Origin of the sequence: Algoriphagus sp. PAP.12 (assembly GCF_026652115.1) — a bacterium.
GTDB lineage: Bacteria > Bacteroidota > Bacteroidia > Cytophagales > Cyclobacteriaceae > Algoriphagus.
Genome location: NZ_JAPPSQ010000002.1, coordinates 178,688 through 197,633, shown reverse-complemented (window position 1 = coordinate 197,633; position 18,946 = coordinate 178,688). Strand labels below are relative to the sequence as shown.

The following is an 18,946-nucleotide window of genomic DNA, read 5'->3' as shown; positions in this document are numbered from 1 at the left end:
TATGTCCCAAGCCATCATTGACGTCATTATTCCTGCATTCAATGAGGAGAAATCCATTCCAAAAGTCATTCATGATATTCCCAAATTTGTTAGGCATGTAGTAGTGGCTAACAATAATTCCACCGATCAAACAGCTGCGGTTGCCGAAAAGGCAGGAGCAGTAGTGGTGTTTGAAGGACAAAAAGGGTATGGGAAGGCCTGTTTGACAGCAATGGATTGGATCAAAAATCAAGAGGTACATCCAGATATTGTTGTCTTCTTGGATGGGGATTACAGTGATTATCCAGAGGAATTGACTGATTTGGTTCAGCCTATTCTGGAAGGAAAAGCCGATATGGTGATTGGTTCCAGGGCTTTGGGAGAAAGAGAAAGTGGGTCCATGACTGTCCCTCAGGTTTTTGGAAATTGGTTGGCAACCACGATGATGAAATACATACAAGGTGCCAAGTTTTCTGATTTAGGTCCTTTTAGAGCGATTGATTGGCCAAAACTGTTGAGCCTGAATATGGTAGATCAAAATTATGGCTGGACAATCGAAATGCAGATCAAAGCTCATCAAGCAGGTATGAAATACCTGGAAGTCCCAGTAAATTATAGAAAACGCATCGGTGTGTCCAAAGTCAGTGGAACAGTCAAAGGTGTTTTTGGTGCTGGATATAAGATCATTTTGACGATTTTCAAGTATTGGTAAATTTGTCGTCCTTAGTCTCGATTTTCTAACAATCTCCCTATGAAAAGGCTTTCCTACCTTATTATCTCAAGTTTCATGTTTTTGATAGCCTCTTGTACTCCAAAAAGCAGGGATGGAGTGGATTTGGATCAATTTTCTTCTTATTGGTTTCAAGGAAAAGCAGAAATCAATGTCTTTGACCTACAGCAAAGCCGCTATGGGGAAGTAAGGGAAGGGAATGCTGTAATGATCTTTGTGACAGAAGATTTTTCGAGAAGAAAGCAGGTGAAACTCGATGATCCTTCAGGAGTAGGAGCCGATGCCAGAAAAGTTCTAAAATTGAATATGACCCGTGAGTTTGTAACTGGGATATATCCTTATCATACGATGTTATCTGTTTTTACACCGGTCAATGATGAGGTCAATTCTTATAAACTGGTTTCTACTGTGACCGAATGGTGTGGTCAAGCTTTTACCCAGATGAACTGGAAGAACTCAAAGTATCAGATTCAGTCTTTTTCTTATTTCGAATCCGAAGGTGATCAGGAACTAAACATTGAAGCACAAGCTGAGGATGAGCTCTTTAATTTGATTCGAATCAATCCAGAATTGATTCCTGAAGGAGATGCACGATTGATTCCGAGTTTGGTATATCAACGCTTTGCACATGTGGAAATGAATGATTACCGAGCGAAAATCTCAAAAGAAGATATTGGGAATAATAGCTCTGAATTGGTAGTCGATTATCCAAGCTTGAAAAGGACTCTTAAAATCCAGTACAAGAGCTTTTTTCCCTATGAAATTTTATCCTGGGAGGAGATCCAAACCAAGGCCAATGGAGACCAGGAAGTGACAAAGGCTGTTCGAAGAAAACTGGAATTGTCAGATTATTGGAACAAAAATGAAAAGGTATTTGAACCTCTAAGAAAGGACCTAGGACTTTGAATTCCTGGTTGATAAAAGCTGGTAAACCAGTTGGAATTATAGCTTTAATTCTTGGGATCTATTGGATAGGGTACCAGGTATTTAGAGAGCAATTTTTATCTCTTTTTATCTCTTTTACACTGGCTTTTGCTGGGATGCTAGCCATCTATTTTTCCTATTCAAAATCGGATAATTCCTGGAAGAAAATCTTATTGGCAGGATTGGGTTTGAGGCTTTTGTTGATGTTGGCTGTTCCCAATTTGTCAGAGGATTACGTGAGATTTTTGTGGGATGGAGAATTAGTGAGATTGGGTGAAGACCCCTATAAGCTAAAACCATCAGAATGGGTTGAGGAAAAGGGGGACGTCACCGCTTTACAAACTCAGCTTTTTGAGGTGATGAATTCTCCAGGTTATTTCTCAGTTTATCCACCTCTCAATCAGCTCATTTTTTGGGTTTCAGCCAAAGCAATGAATGGTTTTGTTTGGAATGGATATTACACTTTGAGATCGATTTTGATCCTCTTTGACGTATTGACTTTCTTTTCCCTATTGAAGCTAATGAGGCGATTTGAAGTACCCATTCGTCATTTAGTCTTATACTGGCTCAATCCATTTGTGATACTTGAAATCACTGGAAATCTCCATTTTGAGGGGGTAGTGCTTTTTTTCCTTTTGTTTTCTTTGATTGCCTATTCCAAAAACAAAAAGTTTATCTCAGGAATCAGTTGGGGAATGGCAATCGGAATGAAATTATTGCCCTTGATTCTATTTCCTGCTTGGTTTTTCTTTCGAAAAATCAAGGCAAGCCCCTTTTTCTGGATCGGTACTTTATTGGCATTGATTGTAGCTTTTGTTCCATTGGTTTGGGATGATGCGTGGGTAAATTTTTTTGAAAGTTTGAAACTTTATCAGGGAAAATTCGAATTCAATGCCTCGGTTTACTACCTACTGAGAGAAGTAGGATATTGGATCGAAGGTTACAATACGATTGGTTATTTGACCAAACTATTGGCAATAGTCTTAGTCATTGGAGTTTGGTATATGTCATGGAAATCTAAGCCACAATCCTTGTTCAAATTGACTGATTTATGGATTGGGATTTATTTGCTTTACTTATTGATCCAGCCGATTGTTCATCCTTGGTACTTGATCCCAGGATTGGGTTTGAGTGTGATTACCGGACGAGTAACTTTCCTATTATGGAGTTTTTCAGCAATATTTTCTTACCAAGCCTATGGAAATCAAACTAATTTTGAACATCCAATTTTCTTGACAATGGAATATTGCATTGTCCTTATTGGATTGCTGTGGGATTATCGGCCTCAAACATTTAATTTTCTGAAAAAATCAGTTTCTAAATGAGAATCACCTCGTATTTCATCATTCTATTTATCACCGCGTTCTCTTGTAAACCCAAGGAGGAAAGAGAGGCAATAGATCTTTTGGAAAAATCCATTGAAGCCCATGGCGGGGAGAAAGCTTTCGAAGATCTGAATGAAATCCAATTTAGAAAGTGGACTCAATTGCTTGATGAAAACGGAGAAGTTGAGTCAGAAACGGACCAAATGATTCAATTTCAATTAAAGCCTCAACTCACTGGGAAAATCACTTGGGAAAAGGATAGCCTAAGCCATGTGATTGAATTTGATGGAGAGAAAACCTTTTATTCTTTGGGAAGAAACTCTGTTCAGAATGTTGATTTTCTGGAAGCCAAAAAGAAGGAGTTTGATGCGGCATATTATGTGGTAGCTCAACCTTGGAAGTTACTTCAAGATGAAGGAGCTAAGCTGATTTATGAAGGAGAGAAAGAGGTTTTTTCTAAAACTGTCAAATCAATTCAAGTAGAATATGGACCTGATCAAGATGTTTGGTGGTATTATTTTGATCCAAATTCTAATCTGATGGCAGGAAATGAAGTTCAGTTAAAAGATCATAGAAGCCAGATAGAGAATTTGAGTTTTAGCCAAATTTTGCCTTTTATATTTTACGGTCAAAGAGAAAGTTACCGTGTAGATGAGAATGGAAACAAATTGTATCTTAGAGCAGTTTATAGTTATTCTGATTTCCAATTGAAATAAAATAAATAATTGATAATGAGATATTTGATACTAGTTGTTTTAAGTTTTTATTTGATTTCTTGTGAAAGTAAATCTGAGGCTGAAAAAATTGTTGATTTGGCCATCCAAGCACATGGAGGAGAAGCATACAAGAACTCTAAAATTGAATTCGACTTCAGGAATATACATTATTCGATTTATAAATCAGCTTCAGGTTTTGAATACATCCGGGAGTTTTCTGACTCTACTGGAAATGTAAAAGATGTATTAAATAATGAAGGATTTGTCCGAACTGTCAATGACATAAAGATCGATACACTGACAGAAGAAAGGATTGGCGCATTTTCACGCTCAGTTAATTCGGTGGCCTATTTTGCATTTTTACCCTATGGACTGAATGACGCTGCAGCAATAAAGTCTCATCTGGGTACTACTGAAATCAATGGTGAAAATTATGAAATGATCAAAGTGACGTTTCACCAAGAAGGGGGAGGAGATGATTTTGATGATGAATTTTTATACTGGATAGGTTCTGATGATCATTTTGTTGATTTCATGGCCTATAGTTACCATACCGATGGTGGTGGCGTTAGAATGCGAGAAGTGAGCAAAGTTCAGAAAGTTGGAGGGATTAGGTTCCAAAATTATCTGAATCTCAAGCCAGAAGATAAAAATACTCCTGTTGAAAGTATGCAAGAACTCTTTGAAAACGGTAAATTGGAATTGTTGTCAGAGATCAATTTGGATAACATCCAAGTGAAACCACTAGAAGAATAGGTTTTTAAAAGGGTTGTGAGCCAAGGTCTTTGATGTTATTTAAATACCCGAATGACCTTGAGGAAATCTCATTTTACTTATTTATTCAGCTCTGTTGGTCTTATTTTTTTGATCATGGGATTCATCTGGTTTTTTCCCGAAGGGGAAATGCCTGTTTGGTCTCAAAAACTCAAGGGCGTTTGTTGGGTGGGAAGTAGGAAGCCTCTATCAGGAGGGGAGTTCGCAACCTTGAAAGCTACTGGAGCCAATGCGATTTCCCAAACTCCGTTTGGCTGGCAGGAGGGGACAGACAGCCCTGGGATCCGATGGCAAGTAGAGGGAGATCGACAATGGTGGGGAGAATCTGGAACGGGTATCCAAGTGACACTAGATTCTGCTGAATCGCATCAAATTTCCAATATGCTGAAGCCTCACCTATGGGTGAGAGGAAGTTGGCCAGGAGAAATTGAAATGAAATCTGAGGAAGACTGGGATCAATGGTTTGAAAATTATGAAACCTTCATTCTTGATTATGCCACGCTCGCCGAAAGAATTTCTATTCCTTATTTGTGCATAGGGACAGAATTGGAAAAGTCTTCAGGTCGTGAAGAGGACTGGAGAAAAATAATTGCAGCAGTAAGACAGGTTTACAAGGGTAAAATCGTCTATGCTGCCAATTTTACCGAGTTTGAGCATATCCAGTTTTGGGATGCATTGGACTTCATTGGTATTCAGGCTTATTTTCCTTTGTCTGATAAAGAAGTGCCAACCCTGAATCATATGAATCAGGCTTGGAAAGCTCATTTGAAGGATATTGAATCTGTGGTTAAGAAATTTCAAAAGCCAGTCATATTCACTGAAATTGGCTATTGCAATACGCATGATGCGGCAAAAGAACCTTGGGTTTGGCCAAATGAAAGGGGAGAAGCTCAGATTTCTGAGGAGATTCAGGCCTTATGTTATGAGTCATTTTTTGAGAGTGTTTGGGACAAAACCTGGATGGCCGGCGCATATTTTTGGAAATGGTATCCTGAAGGCAAACACAGAGATCCTGATTTCAGCCCTCAAGGTTTGAAAGCTGAAAACGTAATGAAGCAATATTTTTTGGCTGATTGAAAATCAGTCTGTTATGTGACTTATGTCATGGATGTTTCCATCTGATGTGCTTAGTTTTAGTTCATATTAATCAAACAGTCCTTTCTAAAACTAAGACGCAGAAATCATGAAAAAGAACATGGGAAATACAGATAGGTTGATTCGTTTAATCATCGCCGCTGTCCTTGTAGCACTTTACTTTTCCGGAACATTGACAGGTACCATCGGTATCATCGGGATGGTTGTAGCTGGAATATTTACATTGACCACATTGGTGGGGTTCTGCCCGCTTTACACATTGGTTGGGTTCAATACATGCCCAAAACCGCATACAAAATAGAATAATGCGTAATAGTTTGGGAAAAGCCGGAAGTAATGCTTCCGGTTTTTTTTTGAGCAAATTATCTAATTTATGCCTTTCTTCTTTAAAAATTTTGGTAAACTAGGGGTTCGAAATTGAACAATATTTACAAATGAAGAATAACCCCAGAAGAGAGTTTTTGAAATCAACAGGTCTCCTTGGACTTGGGATTTTTGGAGCTGGAGCGGCGACTGCCAGCGAGTCAAATATTTTACCATTAGAGGCAAAATATGGAGCCTCCAGAGTACAACATTTTAATATGTCTGGTTTTGCAGCGCCAAAATTGGATACAGTAAGAGTAGGTATTGTTGGATTGGGAATGCGAGGTCCCGGTGCTGTAAACCGCCTAAGTAAAGTTGAGGGAGTAGAAATCAAAGCATTGTGCGACCTTCTTCCTGAAAGAGTAGAAAAGCAAAAGGAATTACTAGCAAAAGACACTGACCATAGACCAGTTGGTTATTCAGGAAGTGTTTATGCATGGAAAGAAATGTGCGATAGAGAGGATTTGGACTTGATCTATATCGCTACGCCTTGGGAATGGCATACTCCGATGGCTGTTTATGCCATGGAAGCTGGAAAGCACGCTGCTGTTGAAGTTCCTGCTGCTAGAACTTTGGATGAGTGCTGGCAATTGGTTGAGACTTCAGAGCGTACTAAAAAGCATTGTATGCAGTTAGAAAACTGTTGCTATGACTTCTTTGAATTGATGACTTTGAAAATGGCTCGTGAGGGTTATTTCGGAGAAGTACTTCATGCAGAAGGAGCATATATTCACGATTTGTTAGCCCTTAATTTCAACAAAGAAGGCTATCAAGGAATGTGGAGATTGAAAGAGAACTATCGTGATGGTAATCTTTACCCGACTCATGGTTTAGGACCGATTTGCCAGATTTTGAATATCAACCGTGGTGATCAGATGGATTATTTATCTTCTTTGAGCTCTAATGATTTTCAAATGAAGAAAGAAGCTCAAAAATTAGCTGAAACTGATAATTTCTTTGGTCAGTTCGCTGCTAAGAGCTTTAGAGGAAATATGAACACTACCATGGTGAAAACCAAGAATGGTAAATCAATCATGATTCAGCATGACGTGACCTCACCAAGACCTTATAGTCGTCTTCACGTAGTGAGTGGAACGGAAGGATATGCTCAGAAATATCCAAAGCCGGGTGTTGCAAAAGGTCATGGATGGCTGAAAGAGGAAGAAATGAAGGAGCTTGAAAAGAAATATACTCCTGAAATCGTCTTGAAAGTAGGTGAATTGGCCAAGCAAGTGGGAGGTCATGGAGGAATGGACTTCATGATGGATTGGAGATTGATCGACTGCTTGAGAAATGGTTTGCCTTTGGATCAGGATGTGTATGATGCAGCACTTTGGAGCTGTATTTCACCATTGAGTGAGTGGTCTGTTGCTAACAGAGCTAACTCGATTGATGTACCTGATTTTACAGGAGGAAGCTGGAAAACAAACAAACCAGTTCCAATCACTTTGAGAGGTTAATGGAAATTATCTTTTAGATGAAAATAAAAATGGGACGATGATTATTCACCGTCCCATTCTTTTTGGATTGAAGAGATTATTTCATCACTGTAGTTGCAAAAGCTTCATCTACGATTTCTTTCATTTTAGCTGGATCATTTTTGTATGGGCTCAGATCGATCAAAGCCACTTTTCTAAAATCAACTGGATGGGATTCACTTTGCAAGGAAATGTATCCTGAATCCAAAAGTTTTCCGTCAATTTTTACTTTTTCATCATAAGGGTCCACGCTTCCTCCTCCGATTTGAGGTTGGTTGTAACTGAAAACAGTATCAGTACCTACCAAATGATGAATCACTTCGTCTCCTAAAACAATGAAATTCGCCTGAACCCACTGATCTCCATGGTAAGTTTCAGAGCTGGAATTGATGCAATGAGGAGTAAATAGGGTGTCAGCTAAGACCACATTGGTTCCTGGGGTGCAAAGATTACAAGTTGATCTTTTATCAGTACCATTTCCTCCTAAGAATTGTGCTTCAACAGAAATCGGGAAGTTTTGATCCTTCAACATGGTTTTCGGATCTTGGGAATGAAGCATGGCTCCACTATTTCTCCAAGCCCATCCTTCACCTTCTGGAGCTTGCTCTCCAGTGAATCTATATTCTACCTGTAGTAAGTAATAAGAAAAGGGGTCTTTGTAAAAAATATGCCCATACTGTTGATCAAATGCCTCATACCCATCGTATCGGACTTGCATCATTCCGTCTTCCACTCGAAAAGTATTGGCATAATTATCTCCCAATTCATGGGTTCTAATTTTGATTTTCCAATCGTCCATGTCTTTTCCATTGAACAACTGAATCCATTCTACTGGGGTAGAATCAGCTGTTTCTTCGGTGCTGGAGCCTTTTTGGCAAGAAGTAAGTGCAAATAAGGATAAGGCAAAAATTGCAGGGTATTTCATGGTTTGAATTCTAAAATGTTGAAAGGTTGAGATTCATTTTCAATCGGAAGATAGGAATCTTCTTTAAGACAATTTTGGTATGATTATTTGAATAGCCAAGTAATTCTATGCAATCGGTTAAGAATCTGGGGTTTTTGAATTGAAAGTTTTTCAATATGTGGGAATTGGCGGGATTGGAAGACCGTGATGTTTGGAGATATCATTATCTTTCTATCCTGTATCTATGAAAAAAATCTTTTTTATTTCCATTTTCTTAATCGGAGTTTTTGCCCTGCTTTTTTTCGGTGCTGAATACTGGATTGCTTATAAAATCAAAAACTCTTTAAATACCAGAGAATCTAGAAACTATGACTTGGTGTTTGAGAGTGTGGATGTCAAATTATTGCTGGGTAAAGTAGATTTAAATCATATTTTATTGGTTCCTCTTCAGGATAATTTGCCTTTTGAATTGGAGGGGTCCATGGACCGGATGAAAATGAGCAATGTGAAATTGCTGGAATATATTTTTAAAAAGGATATTGAAATCGGAGAACTAAGACTGGAAAATCCCTCCTTTAGATTAATACGAAAAGATAGCTTGACCAATGTCAAACAGAGTTCAAAAGCATTTCAAGATGTGTTTGGAGATATTATCAGGAGAGGAATTATAAGAAACTTTGTTGTCGAAGGGGGAAATGCAGAACTTCTGATGAAAGGTGATAGTTTGAGGCGCTTTGGAAGTTTTACCGATTTGACCATTTATGCAGAAGGAATCGAAACTGACTCCGTTTTGGTTACCAATATGGTTCCTTTTCAATTGGATAAAATCAGAACTGGCGTCAAGAATTTGAGGATTCGATTATCAGATAAACAGGAGTTTAAGGTAGGTGAAGTTGACTTTAATTATTCAGAATCCTACTTGTCCCTTCATGATATTTCTTTGAAGTTTGACGATGAAATACTGGACTATTCCCATCAGTTGGACTACCAGGCAGATTTATTTGAAATAGGGATCAAAGAAGTCAGGTTTGATCAACTAGATACAACCAGTGATGTATATGGAAACTGGTCGGTGATTTCTCATAAGATGTTGATCGATAGCCTAGTGATGGTGGACCTGAGAAATAAAAATAAGGTCAGAGGCGATGATGAGCAAAAACCTATGTTTGCTGGGATGCTTTCGCGAATTCCTTTTCCTTTGGATATAGATAGCCTGGAGATAAGAAATTCAAAGTTTACCTACATAGAAATTCCAGAAGGTAACCAAGTTGGAGGTGAAATTCTTTTTGATCAATTGAATGCAAAAGTGGCAGGCCTAATCACGATCGATTCTCTCCAAAAACAGAATCATTTGACTATGGATGTAAAGGCTGATTTTATGGGTATTTCTCCAGTTTCAGCACATTTTATTGTTCCTTATAATCAAGAATACTTTTCATTGGATTTGGATGTATCCAGAATAAATCTATCAGAGCTGAACCCAATATTACTTCCTTTGGCGAACATCTCCATTGAGTCAGGTACTATGAGAAGGTTAAGATTGAATATGGATTCTAGAGAAAACTCAGCTTATTCCACTGTGGAATTTGACTATGAAGACCTGAAACTTGAAATTAGAAAACCAGGGCAATTAAGAGGACAGAAACATGGGACTGCTTCATTTTTAGCCAATATTGCCATTCGCTCTGACAATATTCCTGGAAAGAATAACCACCGAATAGCGAGGTTTCACTCAACCAGAAATCAATACCGAGGGCCATTCAATTTCATCTGGGAAACTACCAAAACCGGCTTAATGGATATCACTCCTGGTGGGGTTGTAAAATTACTATCAGGGCGAGGGAAGGATTTTAAAAAAGGGGACTAGGAAAAAAGAGATTAAGGATTCGAGATAGAAGAAGAGAGATATAATATTGGACAAAATAGATTGGAAAGCCACCTGCTTTACCTAGTGGATCACAAAAAAACTTTTTGACCCGGCTTCAACCTAATTATTTAATTGATTTTAGTTAAAGCCATAGGACTATTATTATCTTATATAGATTCATTGCTGGAATAATTCAACACTATTTAAAATTGTGAGATTAATGGCTTCAAGGTTTATTCCTTTTAGTTTTGTTCTTTAATCCAGACGGATTTTTTCAAAGATTACCAAATGACCGACATTACCACCGACAAACTCAAGCTTGCAGCTCAATTTGTAAATAGTACCTCAGCTCCGATTTTTTTGACAGGGAAAGCAGGAACGGGGAAGACGACTTTTCTGAGAAATCTAGCCAAGGAAACTCATAAAAATTATGTGGTGGTGGCTCCAACAGGTATAGCTGCTTTGCATGCAAGAGGTGTGACAATTCATTCTCAGTTCTTATTGCCTTTGGGTAGTTTTCTGCCTGTTCGTGAGCCAGAAGGCAATTATACCGATCAATATGGATTCTTTACCCAGCATACTTTGGGAAGAAAACATCCGCTCAATAAAGTGAGGAAATCAGTACTCAGAGCCATTGATTTGTTGGTGATTGATGAGGTCAGTATGCTGAGAGCCGATGTACTGGATGCGATTGATTATCGCTTGAAGAGTGTTAAAGGTAATTTCAATGAGCCATTTGGAGGGGTTCAGGTTCTTCTGATTGGCGATTTGTATCAGTTGCCTCCGATTGTGAGAGACCAAGAATGGGGAGTTTTAAATCGTTTTTATAACAGCATTCATTTCTTTGAGGCGAAAGCTCTTCAGAATTCAGGTTTGGTCTATCTGGAGTTGGACAAGATTTTCCGTCAGCAGGATCATGTGTTTATTGATTTGCTCAATCACTTGAGGGATAATCAACTGACAGATGAGGATGTCCGCCTTTTGAATAGACATTATAAAAGTGCCGCTGAGATTCAGGCTGAAAAAGACTGCATCACGATTACCACCCATAATTATAAAGCAGATCAAATCAATCAAAGTGAGTTGGATGCCTTGGAAAGTAAGACTTTCTTTTATCGAGCTGAGGTGGAAGGAGATTTTCCAGAATCGCTTTATCCATTGCCTGAAACATTGGAACTAAGAGAAGGTGCTCAGATCATGTTTGTCAAAAATGACAGCTCCGGAATGGCATCTTATTTCAATGGAAAACTGGCCACTGTCACTGAATTGTCCAAAGACTCAGTCACTGTTATCATGAAGGATGAGGATAGAGAGTATGTGCTGAGAAAGGAAACCTGGGAAAACAAAAAGTATGTATTGAATCCAGATACGAAGGAATTGGATGAAGAAGTGGTGGGAACCTATTCTCATTTCCCTGTCAAACTCGCCTGGGCGGTAACTGTTCACAAAAGCCAGGGTTTGACATTTGATAAGGCAATCATTGATGTGGGGAAAGCTTTTGCTCCGGGACAGGTGTATGTGGCATTGAGTAGATTGAGAAGTTTGGATGGGCTATTCCTGAGAAGTAGAATACAATCCAATTTGGTGCATTCCGATCAGCAGGTTGTTGAGTTTTCTTCTGGTTCTAAAGCCCATCAAAAGCTGGGAGAATTGCTTCAGATTCATCAGAAAAGATACCTTCATCAGTTGCTGGAATTGACGTTTAACTTTACGCCGATTATCCGTGAACTCAGTCAGCATACCAAGGACCAGCATGGAACCATGGAATTTGAAGATGAGGATATGCAGGCTACGATGCCGAAGATGTTGGAGAAATTTCGAGGAGAATCGGAGGTAACTCAGAAGTTTAGCAGACAATTGTTGTATTTATTGCATGAGGGGGACTTTGAAAAACTCAATGAAAGATTGGATAAAGGAGGGGAGTACTACCGGAATTTCTTAGCCAACCGATTGCAGGAAATAGCACTTCAATTGACGATGGTTTCCAGTTTTACCAAGACTCAAAAGATTCAAGAAGAATTGGAAGCTATTGAAGAGTTGATATTGCGAAAGTATTTGGATATCAGTAAAATAAGAAACATCGTCAATGCTGTCAGCAATGGAGAAGTTCCTGGGAAAATGCAAAATGTGGAGCAGGCAATTCAGGATCTACGAAAGCAGTTTTTCTTGCGTGCAAAAGAGATTTCTGAAGAAAAACTCAAGGCTATTAAATCCAAAACCGGCAAGCGAAAAAAGGGAGCTGCATCACCTAAAAGACAAAAAGGAGATTCTCAAGAAGTGACCTTCCAACTCTTCGAATCCGGTAAAAATATTGAGGCAATTGCCATGGAAAGAGGACTGGCACCTTCTACGATCAAAAGCCATATGGCAGAAGCAATTGCTGCAGGAAGATTTGAATTGGAGGATTGCTTGCCTCAGGAAGTGATCATAGAGATTATGGCAAGCTTGGAGAAGTTTAAGACTATAAAGGAGCTTCGTGAGCACTTTCAAAACAAGTATGACTACGGAACCCTCAAGATGGTTTTTGCAGGGAATAGGGATATTTGAAAATTGAAGAGGGGTTCAGATTTGTGACATCAAAAACCTTTTTATTCAAAAATAATATGAAAAAATATAGAATAATATATTGGTTTATTTATTAACCAAAGTCACTTTGTGTTTAAAATAGCCCAAACCAATTATATTGATTTGCAATTGCACCAAGTATTATTCCTAAAAATGTACCAATTATAGAGACTAGTTTTCCCCAAGTTCCCCACCAAATATCGTTCTCCGCTCTTTTAATTTCTAGATCAATCATCTTTGATTTTTTATTGTTTATAATATCAAAGTGTGTTTTGGCTTGATTAAAAGATGAGAATTTCAATGCTTCCATTGCAATGAAACATGAGTTTTAGATCCAAAAACATTTCTTTTAACAATATTCATTTCCTGCTTAAATGAAATTAGGTGCTTCATTTCCTGGATATTTGGGGTTCCATCTATTTTTGCCTTTGATTTGATATCATCTATCAATATTTGCTCATTATAAACCCATTTTGATTTTAATAAACTGAAAATCAATTCCGCATATATTAATTCTATTTCATTCATAGGCATTAAAATCAAATTATTCAAAAAGTGAAATTTTGAATTCCGAAAATTATTAATTTGGGAATTCAGGGGCTATTCCATACAAAACCTACCTCAAAATAACAGCTTCCAATTTCTCCTCTACAACTTTGCCATCTTTGATAGAAACGAAGTAACTGTTATGATTTTCGTCAATGGAAACTACTTTGAAAGGCTTTCCATTTTTGAAAATGATTCCTGCATTATTGTCCATGGCATAGCCGGCTTTGAAAATGCCATTGGCGATGTTTTTCTCATATAGAGGTCTTCGATACTCTTCCGCATCATAATGTGGGCTATGGCTATAGGGTAGAAAACCCAACCCTTCCACCACACTCAGTTCAATTGGACGAGAATCTGTGGTTCCATTTTCAAACCAACAAAGAGATCCGGCACTTCCTCCGGCCAAAACAATTCCCTTTTCTAAGGCTTTTTTTAGTACCACATCGATTCCCTGGGCTTTCCAAATTGCCATCATATTTAGTGTGTTTCCTCCTCCTACTACAATTGCATCCACATTCAATAGCACCTCTTCGAATGTCTGCTTTTGATTGTAAGAACTAATCCAAACTCGTTGAACAGAAGGTTCTACCGATAGATCAGAAACCAGTTCATACCAGCGAATGATGTTTCTTTCACTATCGCCTGAGGCTGTTGGCAAGAAACAAATCTTAGGTTTTTCTTTGCCCGTTAGCTTGATGATTTCATTGATAAACAACTTATTGGGGCCACTTCCAAAAGGGAAAATGTACTGGTCTTGAGCATAGGAAGCTGCGAAGAAAAGAACAGAAAAGATTAATAGGAGTAGAGACTTTTTCATCTTAGTAAAGGTTGCTGGTTTGTGGAAGACTGAATATACGAATGTGGACGTTTTGTTTAGCTAATATTCTTCAAATGGTCTTTTAGTCAGTTGTTTAGTTCTATAAGTTTCGAAAAGAATTTTTCAATTTTAACCTTGAAAAAAAGAAAGGCCACCCATTTCTGGATGGCCCGTACCCTATAAATGAATCGGGTAGCTGGTTTATTTTTTATTGAAGTATAGGTCGTGAAATTGATATCTCGGCTCTACTTCTGATTTCTTTTCTTCACTCACCACATCGATGACCAAATAGGGTGGGTGGGGATCATTTCCTTTTACAGGGTTCCAATTTACTAAACCTTCTCCATTTGGATTGCCTGTTTTGATAAAGTTTGCAAAGTAATTTTGGAATTGTTTGGATACTGCATAGTCATCCGCTGTCCAAGCATACTCATGCACCAAAGGTAGGTTGCCCATTGCATATTCTATTTCGCAAGCATGGGGAGCTCCCAAAGCCTTTGGAGCCTCTTGACCATTTCTCTCCATTGTTCCTCCCGCCAGTCCAGGAATCAGATCTTGATTTTTCAACTCAGGTCTGAGTTTGCTATACAAATAGCGATAAACAGGTTGATCTGAATTTTTTGCCTGCAAATCCAACCACTTCCAGGTAGAATATGCGATAAATCTATCAGCTGCTAAATTCGTCGCTGCCCATTCTACTTCTTCAGGAGATTGATGAGGATGTAAAGCCAATACTTCTTCCCACTGCTCCGGATAGGTTTCTTTGACCTTTTCTATAAATGCCTCTTTGGTATAAGGTTTTCCCTGCATAAAAGCCATTCCAGGAATCTCAGCGGAGTTCCATCCAGCCATCAATGGGACTTGGGCCTGCTCTTTTGCTTCAAAAATCTCGGGCAATGTTTTTGGAAGGAAATACCCATCAATAGTAACGGGAAACCCAAATCTGCCGGATTCATTGTAGATTTCATAGATTTCTTTAGTGGACATTGCTCTTAATTCTGCCAAGGAATTGATGCCAGCATTTTCGGCAAACTCTTTCCCCACTACTTCAGCTTCGTTCAATGGCATAGGAGCCAAGGTAGGGTTGATTCCTGCACCACTTTCTCCAATTGCTCCTGCTATCAGATCTCTGGAAAGGGGAGAAGCCATCTGATAGCTGACAGAAATCGAACCTGCAGATTCTCCTGCTATGGTTACTTTTTTAGGATCTCCACCAAATGCAGCAATGTTTTCTTTCACCCATTGCAATGCCATGTTTTGGTCCAGCAAACCGTAATTTCCAGATCCTTTGTAGTTGCTTTCTGCACTTAATTCAGGATGTGAATAGAATCCAAAAATTCCCAATCTGTAATTCACTGTTACTACTACGATACCTTTTTGGGCCATACTTTCACCATCATATCGAGGTTCTGAACCATCTCCAGCGACATATCCACCACCATAGAAGTAGACTAGAACTGGTAGGTCTTTAGTGTTCCTTTTCACAGGAGTCCAGACATTGAGGTACAGACAATCCTCACTGATTCCATCGGAACGGAAATTCATATCCCCGAAAACAGGAGCTTGCATCGCACGAGGACCAAAGTGCTTTGTCTCTTTGATTCCAGACCAATTTTTTGCCGGAAGTGGAGCTTTCCATCTTAAATCACCTACAGGCGGTTGCGCAAATGGAATACCTAGATATTTTTGTACTCCGGTTTTGGTGTCATACATTCCTTCAATCGTTCCATTTTTGATTTTCGTTTGGACATCAAAGGAGTTATTGATCTGAGCAGAAGTTTCTATTGAACTTGCTTGTAAAATCACCATAATTAGAAAGAAAACTAGATATGATTTCATAGATTGGGATTATTGTTTCGAATAGAGACAATAGTACTAGCAATTCGATTGAAATCCTAGATTATTTATTAGAAAAAGCCCATGAACAAGCCAGACCCAAAAGACTTTCTTCCCCACATTGCTTATGATTCAGTTGTATTTGGATTTTCGGGAGATCAACTCAAGATCTTGTTGATGGAATACCATAATACTGGTTGGTTTGCGTTGCCAGGTGGTTTTGTGAAAATAGATGAGGCTTTGGATAATGCAGTACAAAGAGGGCTTAGAGAAAGAACTGGATTGGACGAAGTTTATTTAGAGCAGTTTCACACTTTTGGATCTATGGAGCGAGTGAAGCCAGAGGTCATGAAGAAGATTTTTAAAGCCAGAAATCAAGATGTTCCGGATGATTACTGGATGTTGGATCGATTTATTTCAGTGGCTTACTATGCATTGATAGATTATGAAAAAGTTGAGCCTAAAAAGGACATGCTCTCTGATTCAATAGGTTGGTATGCAATAGATCAAATCCCTGAATTGATTTTTGATCACAATTTTATTGTAGAAAAGGCTTTAGAGCATTTGAGGACTCATTTGGATCAAAAGCTGCTTTCAGTAAATCTGTTGCCAGAAAGATTTACGATGAAAGAATTACAAACAGTTTACGAAGCGATCTTGGGAGAAAACCTAAACAGAGCCAATTTCCAAAGGAAGATGCTTGGTTTGGGGATTTTGGAAAGACATGAAAAGCTCTTTTCAGGAGGATCTCACAAAGCTCCGTATTTGTATAGCTTTAAAGGAGAATAATTAGAAACTTACTTTTTCAGAAACTGTAGATCCCGCCATATTTCCTGTAGGTAATTGGAAATTTAGACTTTCTGAGTTCGAATCAATTTTTATTTCTGCTTTTACAGATCCAGTAAGTTTTTGGGTAGGATCAGCATAATTTATGGTCCATTCATTATCATTTGTTTGGCAGGCAAGGACTACGCCCGGTTGGTCTATGCTTATAGTATTTCCATCCCATTCCAATTTGCCCTTTTTATAAAATACTACTCCCAAAAGCTTGTTAGAATTATCCCAAACAGCCTGAATATCGGAGGAGTTTTCTACAATTTCTATTGATGAAACAGAAGCAGATGAAATAGCATCTGGAGATTCAATACCAGGAATGATAATGTATTCGTAACTATCATTTTTAGGGTTTTTACCGTGATCGATCCAAAGAGAAAAAACATCCATTTCAATCACTTTATCTGAGGAATTGGAATTAATTTCTTTCCAAGAACCAGATTGAGACTTTGCAGATAACCAAATGTCCTGGGATTGAGGAAAGAAGTAGGCGATCTCATCGTGAAATGCCCACTTTATACCTTGTTTGAAATGATGCTCTGGTTCAGTTAATTTTTCAAAAATTACATTTTCAGAATATTGAACATCCCCTTTTTGGAGAGATTGATTGATTGTGGTATAAATTGGTTCATCTCGGTTTGCTGAAATCTCAGCGCCTAAGCAAATGACTTTATCATCAAAGAAAAACCAGCCTTTTTTAGCTTTGGTTTCATAAGCATCCATTGCAAAAGTTGTGACACCATTTAGTCCATCACTAACTCCACCTACAAAGTCAGCTAATCCTTTAACAGCTACCCAATTGGTTCTTTTTTTCAGATTTTTTACTGCTGGCGTAGTGGTGCCAGGAATCATATACCATTTCCATACAGGAAAAATATTGAAGTATTCATTTCCTCCTGTTGCTAAATACATAGCCCCCTCTGTCAAAAATTGTCCTACAAGATTTTCTCCATTACCAGATTCCGTTCTTATGCTCCTATTTGATGCAATATTTACTGTTGCCATAAATCCCGGCCGATTATGTACGGTATAATCCGATCTCCAATAATGTGTATTTGAGGGCTCTACTCCAAAATTAGGAGGTTCATCACCATCTATTCTTTTGATGGCATTTTCATAGGCTGGATTGTCCCCGTCTGGAACTATCGCTTTCAAGTTTTTGATTAAAGTAGAATTTGTTCGACTGGCATTATTTCTTGCGATCCCCCTTCCTATGACACTGTAGTCAAGGTATTTTCCTCGGATTACTTGGAGGTACCCTTTTTTTACAAAATCTGAGATCAAATCCATTTGCTCAGTTGTATAGGAAAACCTGGTTCCTTGAACATAGACTTGAATATTTCGAATGCCCGATAAATATTCCATTCCATAACCATGGATATACAATTCGGGACCATGCGCATGAAAAGAATAATCCTTTTGGATTCCGTCTCCATTGGAGAATTTGATGGATTCAGATGTCAAATGGACCGTTTGAGATAATAATTCTTCATTTTTGGTGAGTGCTGCTTGCATTATCCTATGTTGAGCCATATCTGTGAGGTTGGCCCCATCTTTACCCGGAGATTTGGTAATTGAAACTGTCTTATTCATCCATTCGATAAGCTTTTTTTCAAGATCTTGAGGGACCTTCTTTTTTCCAAACCGCATTGAAGCCAACATATTTCCAATTTCTTTAGGAACACTTATACTCAACCACCACCAATTGCTTGATTTTGGAGCTGGGTTTAGGTTGACCCAATAGTTCATGGCAGTAATTATTTTGTCATAAAGATCTGAGGATTCATATAAATCACTGGTTGTCCTAGTATAGGCTTTGACCAAGATTCCTAATTGCTTTAAATGCTTGTCAGGCTGCCAACGTGTTCCAGCTTGGTCTTTATAATTAATTCCTTCCCATGATCCATTGGATTTGAGGGACGCCATTAATATTTTAGCTTCTTTATTTAGATCCGAAACTCTTGGGGAGCTTTGATATTCTCTATATATTTTCCCTAAAATCTGATCATATTCATTTTCTTCCTGTGCGAAAGAGTTGGAGATTGAAATCAAAAAAATGAATATGAAAAAAGTGAAAACTCTGTTGTAGTTTTTCATAACAATTGGTTTTTCTGAACTGATTAAAATTAAAAAATACCAGCTTACTATTCTAACTAATTTGATTTAAAGTAAAAAGGAGGTCATTTGAAC

Annotated in this window: 17 protein-coding genes; 11 read left to right on the top strand and 6 right to left on the bottom strand. The window is 38.3% G+C overall.

Translation table 11 applies throughout. The features are described from left to right. The first annotated feature begins 1 nt into the window (after position 1). The 8 genes from O0V13_RS04255 to O0V13_RS04220 all read left to right on the top strand — a co-directional run bounded on the left by O0V13_RS04255 (position 2) and on the right by O0V13_RS04220 (position 7,366). Entirely contained in the window at positions 2 to 691 is a 690-nt protein-coding gene (locus tag O0V13_RS04255) for a glycosyltransferase family 2 protein (RefSeq protein WP_268033752.1), read from the top strand. Positions 692 to 730: 39 nt separating this feature from the next. Beyond that, positions 731 to 1,615 carry a hypothetical protein gene (locus tag O0V13_RS04250; protein ID WP_268033751.1) on the top strand — a complete coding sequence of 295 codons (885 nt, stop codon included), beginning with the start codon at positions 731 to 733 and terminating at the stop codon, positions 1,613 to 1,615. Next, complete coding sequence (locus tag O0V13_RS04245) at positions 1,612 to 2,958, top strand: glycosyltransferase family 87 protein (protein WP_268033750.1); 1,347 nt, start codon at positions 1,612 to 1,614, stop codon at positions 2,956 to 2,958. Before O0V13_RS04250 ends, O0V13_RS04245 begins: the two co-directional genes overlap by 4 nt. After that, positions 2,955 to 3,674 (top strand): hypothetical protein, encoded by a 720-nt coding sequence (locus O0V13_RS04240; RefSeq protein ID WP_268033749.1) that lies wholly within the window; start codon positions 2,955 to 2,957, stop codon positions 3,672 to 3,674. The genes O0V13_RS04245 and O0V13_RS04240 overlap by 4 nt, the downstream gene beginning before the upstream one ends. 15 nt (positions 3,675 to 3,689) lie before the next feature. Then, the gene (locus tag O0V13_RS04235) at positions 3,690 to 4,430 is read left to right on the top strand and encodes a DUF6503 family protein (RefSeq protein ID WP_268033748.1); all 741 of its coding nucleotides are present in this window, start codon (positions 3,690 to 3,692) and stop codon (positions 4,428 to 4,430) included. A gap of 114 nt (positions 4,431 to 4,544) precedes the next feature. After that, positions 4,545 to 5,525 (top strand): glycoside hydrolase family 113, encoded by a 981-nt coding sequence (locus tag O0V13_RS04230; RefSeq protein ID WP_268033747.1) that lies wholly within the window; start codon positions 4,545 to 4,547, stop codon positions 5,523 to 5,525. Positions 5,526 to 5,631: 106 nt separating this feature from the next. Next, positions 5,632 to 5,844 carry a YgaP family membrane protein gene (locus tag O0V13_RS04225; RefSeq protein WP_268033746.1) on the top strand — a complete coding sequence of 71 codons (213 nt, stop codon included), beginning with the start codon at positions 5,632 to 5,634 and terminating at the stop codon, positions 5,842 to 5,844. 133 nt (positions 5,845 to 5,977) lie between these two features. Continuing rightward, on the top strand, positions 5,978 to 7,366 hold the full coding sequence (locus tag O0V13_RS04220) for a Gfo/Idh/MocA family protein (RefSeq protein ID WP_268033745.1): 1,389 nt from the start codon (positions 5,978 to 5,980) through the stop codon (positions 7,364 to 7,366). 76 nt (positions 7,367 to 7,442) lie between these two features. On the opposite strand, the gene O0V13_RS04215 is transcribed toward O0V13_RS04220, so the two are convergent. Next, complete coding sequence (locus O0V13_RS04215) at positions 7,443 to 8,309, bottom strand: 3-keto-disaccharide hydrolase (protein WP_268033744.1); 867 nt, start codon at positions 8,307 to 8,309, stop codon at positions 7,443 to 7,445. A 223-nt stretch (positions 8,310 to 8,532) separates the two neighbouring features. Here O0V13_RS04215 and O0V13_RS04210 point away from each other — a divergent pair, with 223 nt between their 5' ends. Both O0V13_RS04210 and O0V13_RS04205 read left to right on the top strand, forming a co-directional pair. Next, on the top strand, positions 8,533 to 10,155 hold the full coding sequence (locus O0V13_RS04210; protein ID WP_268033743.1) for a hypothetical protein: 1,623 nt from the start codon (positions 8,533 to 8,535) through the stop codon (positions 10,153 to 10,155). Positions 10,156 to 10,443: 288 nt separating this feature from the next. Beyond that, positions 10,444 to 12,702 carry a helix-turn-helix domain-containing protein gene (locus tag O0V13_RS04205; protein WP_268033742.1) on the top strand — a complete coding sequence of 753 codons (2,259 nt, stop codon included), beginning with the start codon at positions 10,444 to 10,446 and terminating at the stop codon, positions 12,700 to 12,702. A gap of 112 nt (positions 12,703 to 12,814) precedes the next feature. On the opposite strand, the gene O0V13_RS04200 is transcribed toward O0V13_RS04205, so the two are convergent. The 4 genes from O0V13_RS04200 to O0V13_RS04185 form a co-directional block, all read right to left on the bottom strand. Next, entirely contained in the window at positions 12,815 to 13,030 is a 216-nt protein-coding gene (locus O0V13_RS04200) for a hypothetical protein (protein WP_268033741.1), read from the bottom strand. After that, positions 13,018 to 13,248 carry a hypothetical protein gene (locus O0V13_RS04195; protein ID WP_268033740.1) on the bottom strand — a complete coding sequence of 77 codons (231 nt, stop codon included), beginning with the start codon at positions 13,246 to 13,248 and terminating at the stop codon, positions 13,018 to 13,020. Before O0V13_RS04195 ends, O0V13_RS04200 begins: the two co-directional genes overlap by 13 nt. A gap of 88 nt (positions 13,249 to 13,336) precedes the next feature. Continuing rightward, positions 13,337 to 14,086 carry a peptidase E gene (locus O0V13_RS04190; RefSeq protein WP_268033739.1) on the bottom strand — a complete coding sequence of 250 codons (750 nt, stop codon included), beginning with the start codon at positions 14,084 to 14,086 and terminating at the stop codon, positions 13,337 to 13,339. A 201-nt stretch (positions 14,087 to 14,287) separates the two neighbouring features. Beyond that, a complete protein-coding gene (locus tag O0V13_RS04185) occupies positions 14,288 to 15,925 on the bottom strand; it encodes a carboxylesterase/lipase family protein (RefSeq protein WP_268033738.1) in 1,638 nt (545 codons plus the stop codon). A gap of 81 nt (positions 15,926 to 16,006) precedes the next feature. Between O0V13_RS04185 and O0V13_RS04180 the strand changes: the two genes are divergently transcribed. Then, positions 16,007 to 16,711 (top strand): NUDIX hydrolase, encoded by a 705-nt coding sequence (locus O0V13_RS04180; RefSeq protein WP_268033737.1) that lies wholly within the window; start codon positions 16,007 to 16,009, stop codon positions 16,709 to 16,711. Here the strand turns inward: O0V13_RS04180 and O0V13_RS04175 are convergent, their stop codons facing one another. After that, positions 16,712 to 18,853 carry a polysaccharide lyase family 8 super-sandwich domain-containing protein gene (locus tag O0V13_RS04175; RefSeq protein ID WP_268033736.1) on the bottom strand — a complete coding sequence of 714 codons (2,142 nt, stop codon included), beginning with the start codon at positions 18,851 to 18,853 and terminating at the stop codon, positions 16,712 to 16,714. It lies immediately after the preceding gene. Between the last annotated feature and the right edge of the window lie 93 nt (positions 18,854 to 18,946).

Excerpts from the sequence above, each read along its gene's own strand:
- O0V13_RS04255 (WP_268033752.1), top strand. The coding sequence starts at position 2 with ATGTCCCAAGCCATCATTGACGTCATTATTCCTGCATTCAATGAGGAG.
- O0V13_RS04250 (WP_268033751.1), top strand. The coding sequence starts at position 731 with ATGAAAAGGCTTTCCTACCTTATTATCTCAAGTTTCATGTTTTTGATA.
- O0V13_RS04240 (WP_268033749.1), top strand. The coding sequence starts at position 2,955 with ATGAGAATCACCTCGTATTTCATCATTCTATTTATCACCGCGTTCTCT.
- O0V13_RS04235 (WP_268033748.1), top strand. The coding sequence starts at position 3,690 with ATGAGATATTTGATACTAGTTGTTTTAAGTTTTTATTTGATTTCTTGT.
- O0V13_RS04230 (WP_268033747.1), top strand. The coding sequence starts at position 4,545 with ATGGGATTCATCTGGTTTTTTCCCGAAGGGGAAATGCCTGTTTGGTCT.
- O0V13_RS04225 (WP_268033746.1), top strand. The coding sequence starts at position 5,632 with ATGAAAAAGAACATGGGAAATACAGATAGGTTGATTCGTTTAATCATC.
- O0V13_RS04220 (WP_268033745.1), top strand. The coding sequence starts at position 5,978 with ATGAAGAATAACCCCAGAAGAGAGTTTTTGAAATCAACAGGTCTCCTT.
- O0V13_RS04215 (WP_268033744.1), bottom strand. The coding sequence starts at position 8,309 with ATGAAATACCCTGCAATTTTTGCCTTATCCTTATTTGCACTTACTTCT.
- O0V13_RS04210 (WP_268033743.1), top strand. The coding sequence starts at position 8,533 with ATGAAAAAAATCTTTTTTATTTCCATTTTCTTAATCGGAGTTTTTGCC.
- O0V13_RS04205 (WP_268033742.1), top strand. The coding sequence starts at position 10,444 with ATGACCGACATTACCACCGACAAACTCAAGCTTGCAGCTCAATTTGTA.
- O0V13_RS04200 (WP_268033741.1), bottom strand. The coding sequence starts at position 13,030 with ATGGAAGCATTGAAATTCTCATCTTTTAATCAAGCCAAAACACACTTT.
- O0V13_RS04195 (WP_268033740.1), bottom strand. The coding sequence starts at position 13,248 with ATGAATGAAATAGAATTAATATATGCGGAATTGATTTTCAGTTTATTA.
- O0V13_RS04190 (WP_268033739.1), bottom strand. The coding sequence starts at position 14,086 with ATGAAAAAGTCTCTACTCCTATTAATCTTTTCTGTTCTTTTCTTCGCA.
- O0V13_RS04185 (WP_268033738.1), bottom strand. The coding sequence starts at position 15,925 with ATGAAATCATATCTAGTTTTCTTTCTAATTATGGTGATTTTACAAGCA.
- O0V13_RS04180 (WP_268033737.1), top strand. The coding sequence starts at position 16,007 with ATGAACAAGCCAGACCCAAAAGACTTTCTTCCCCACATTGCTTATGAT.
- O0V13_RS04175 (WP_268033736.1), bottom strand. The coding sequence starts at position 18,853 with ATGAAAAACTACAACAGAGTTTTCACTTTTTTCATATTCATTTTTTTG.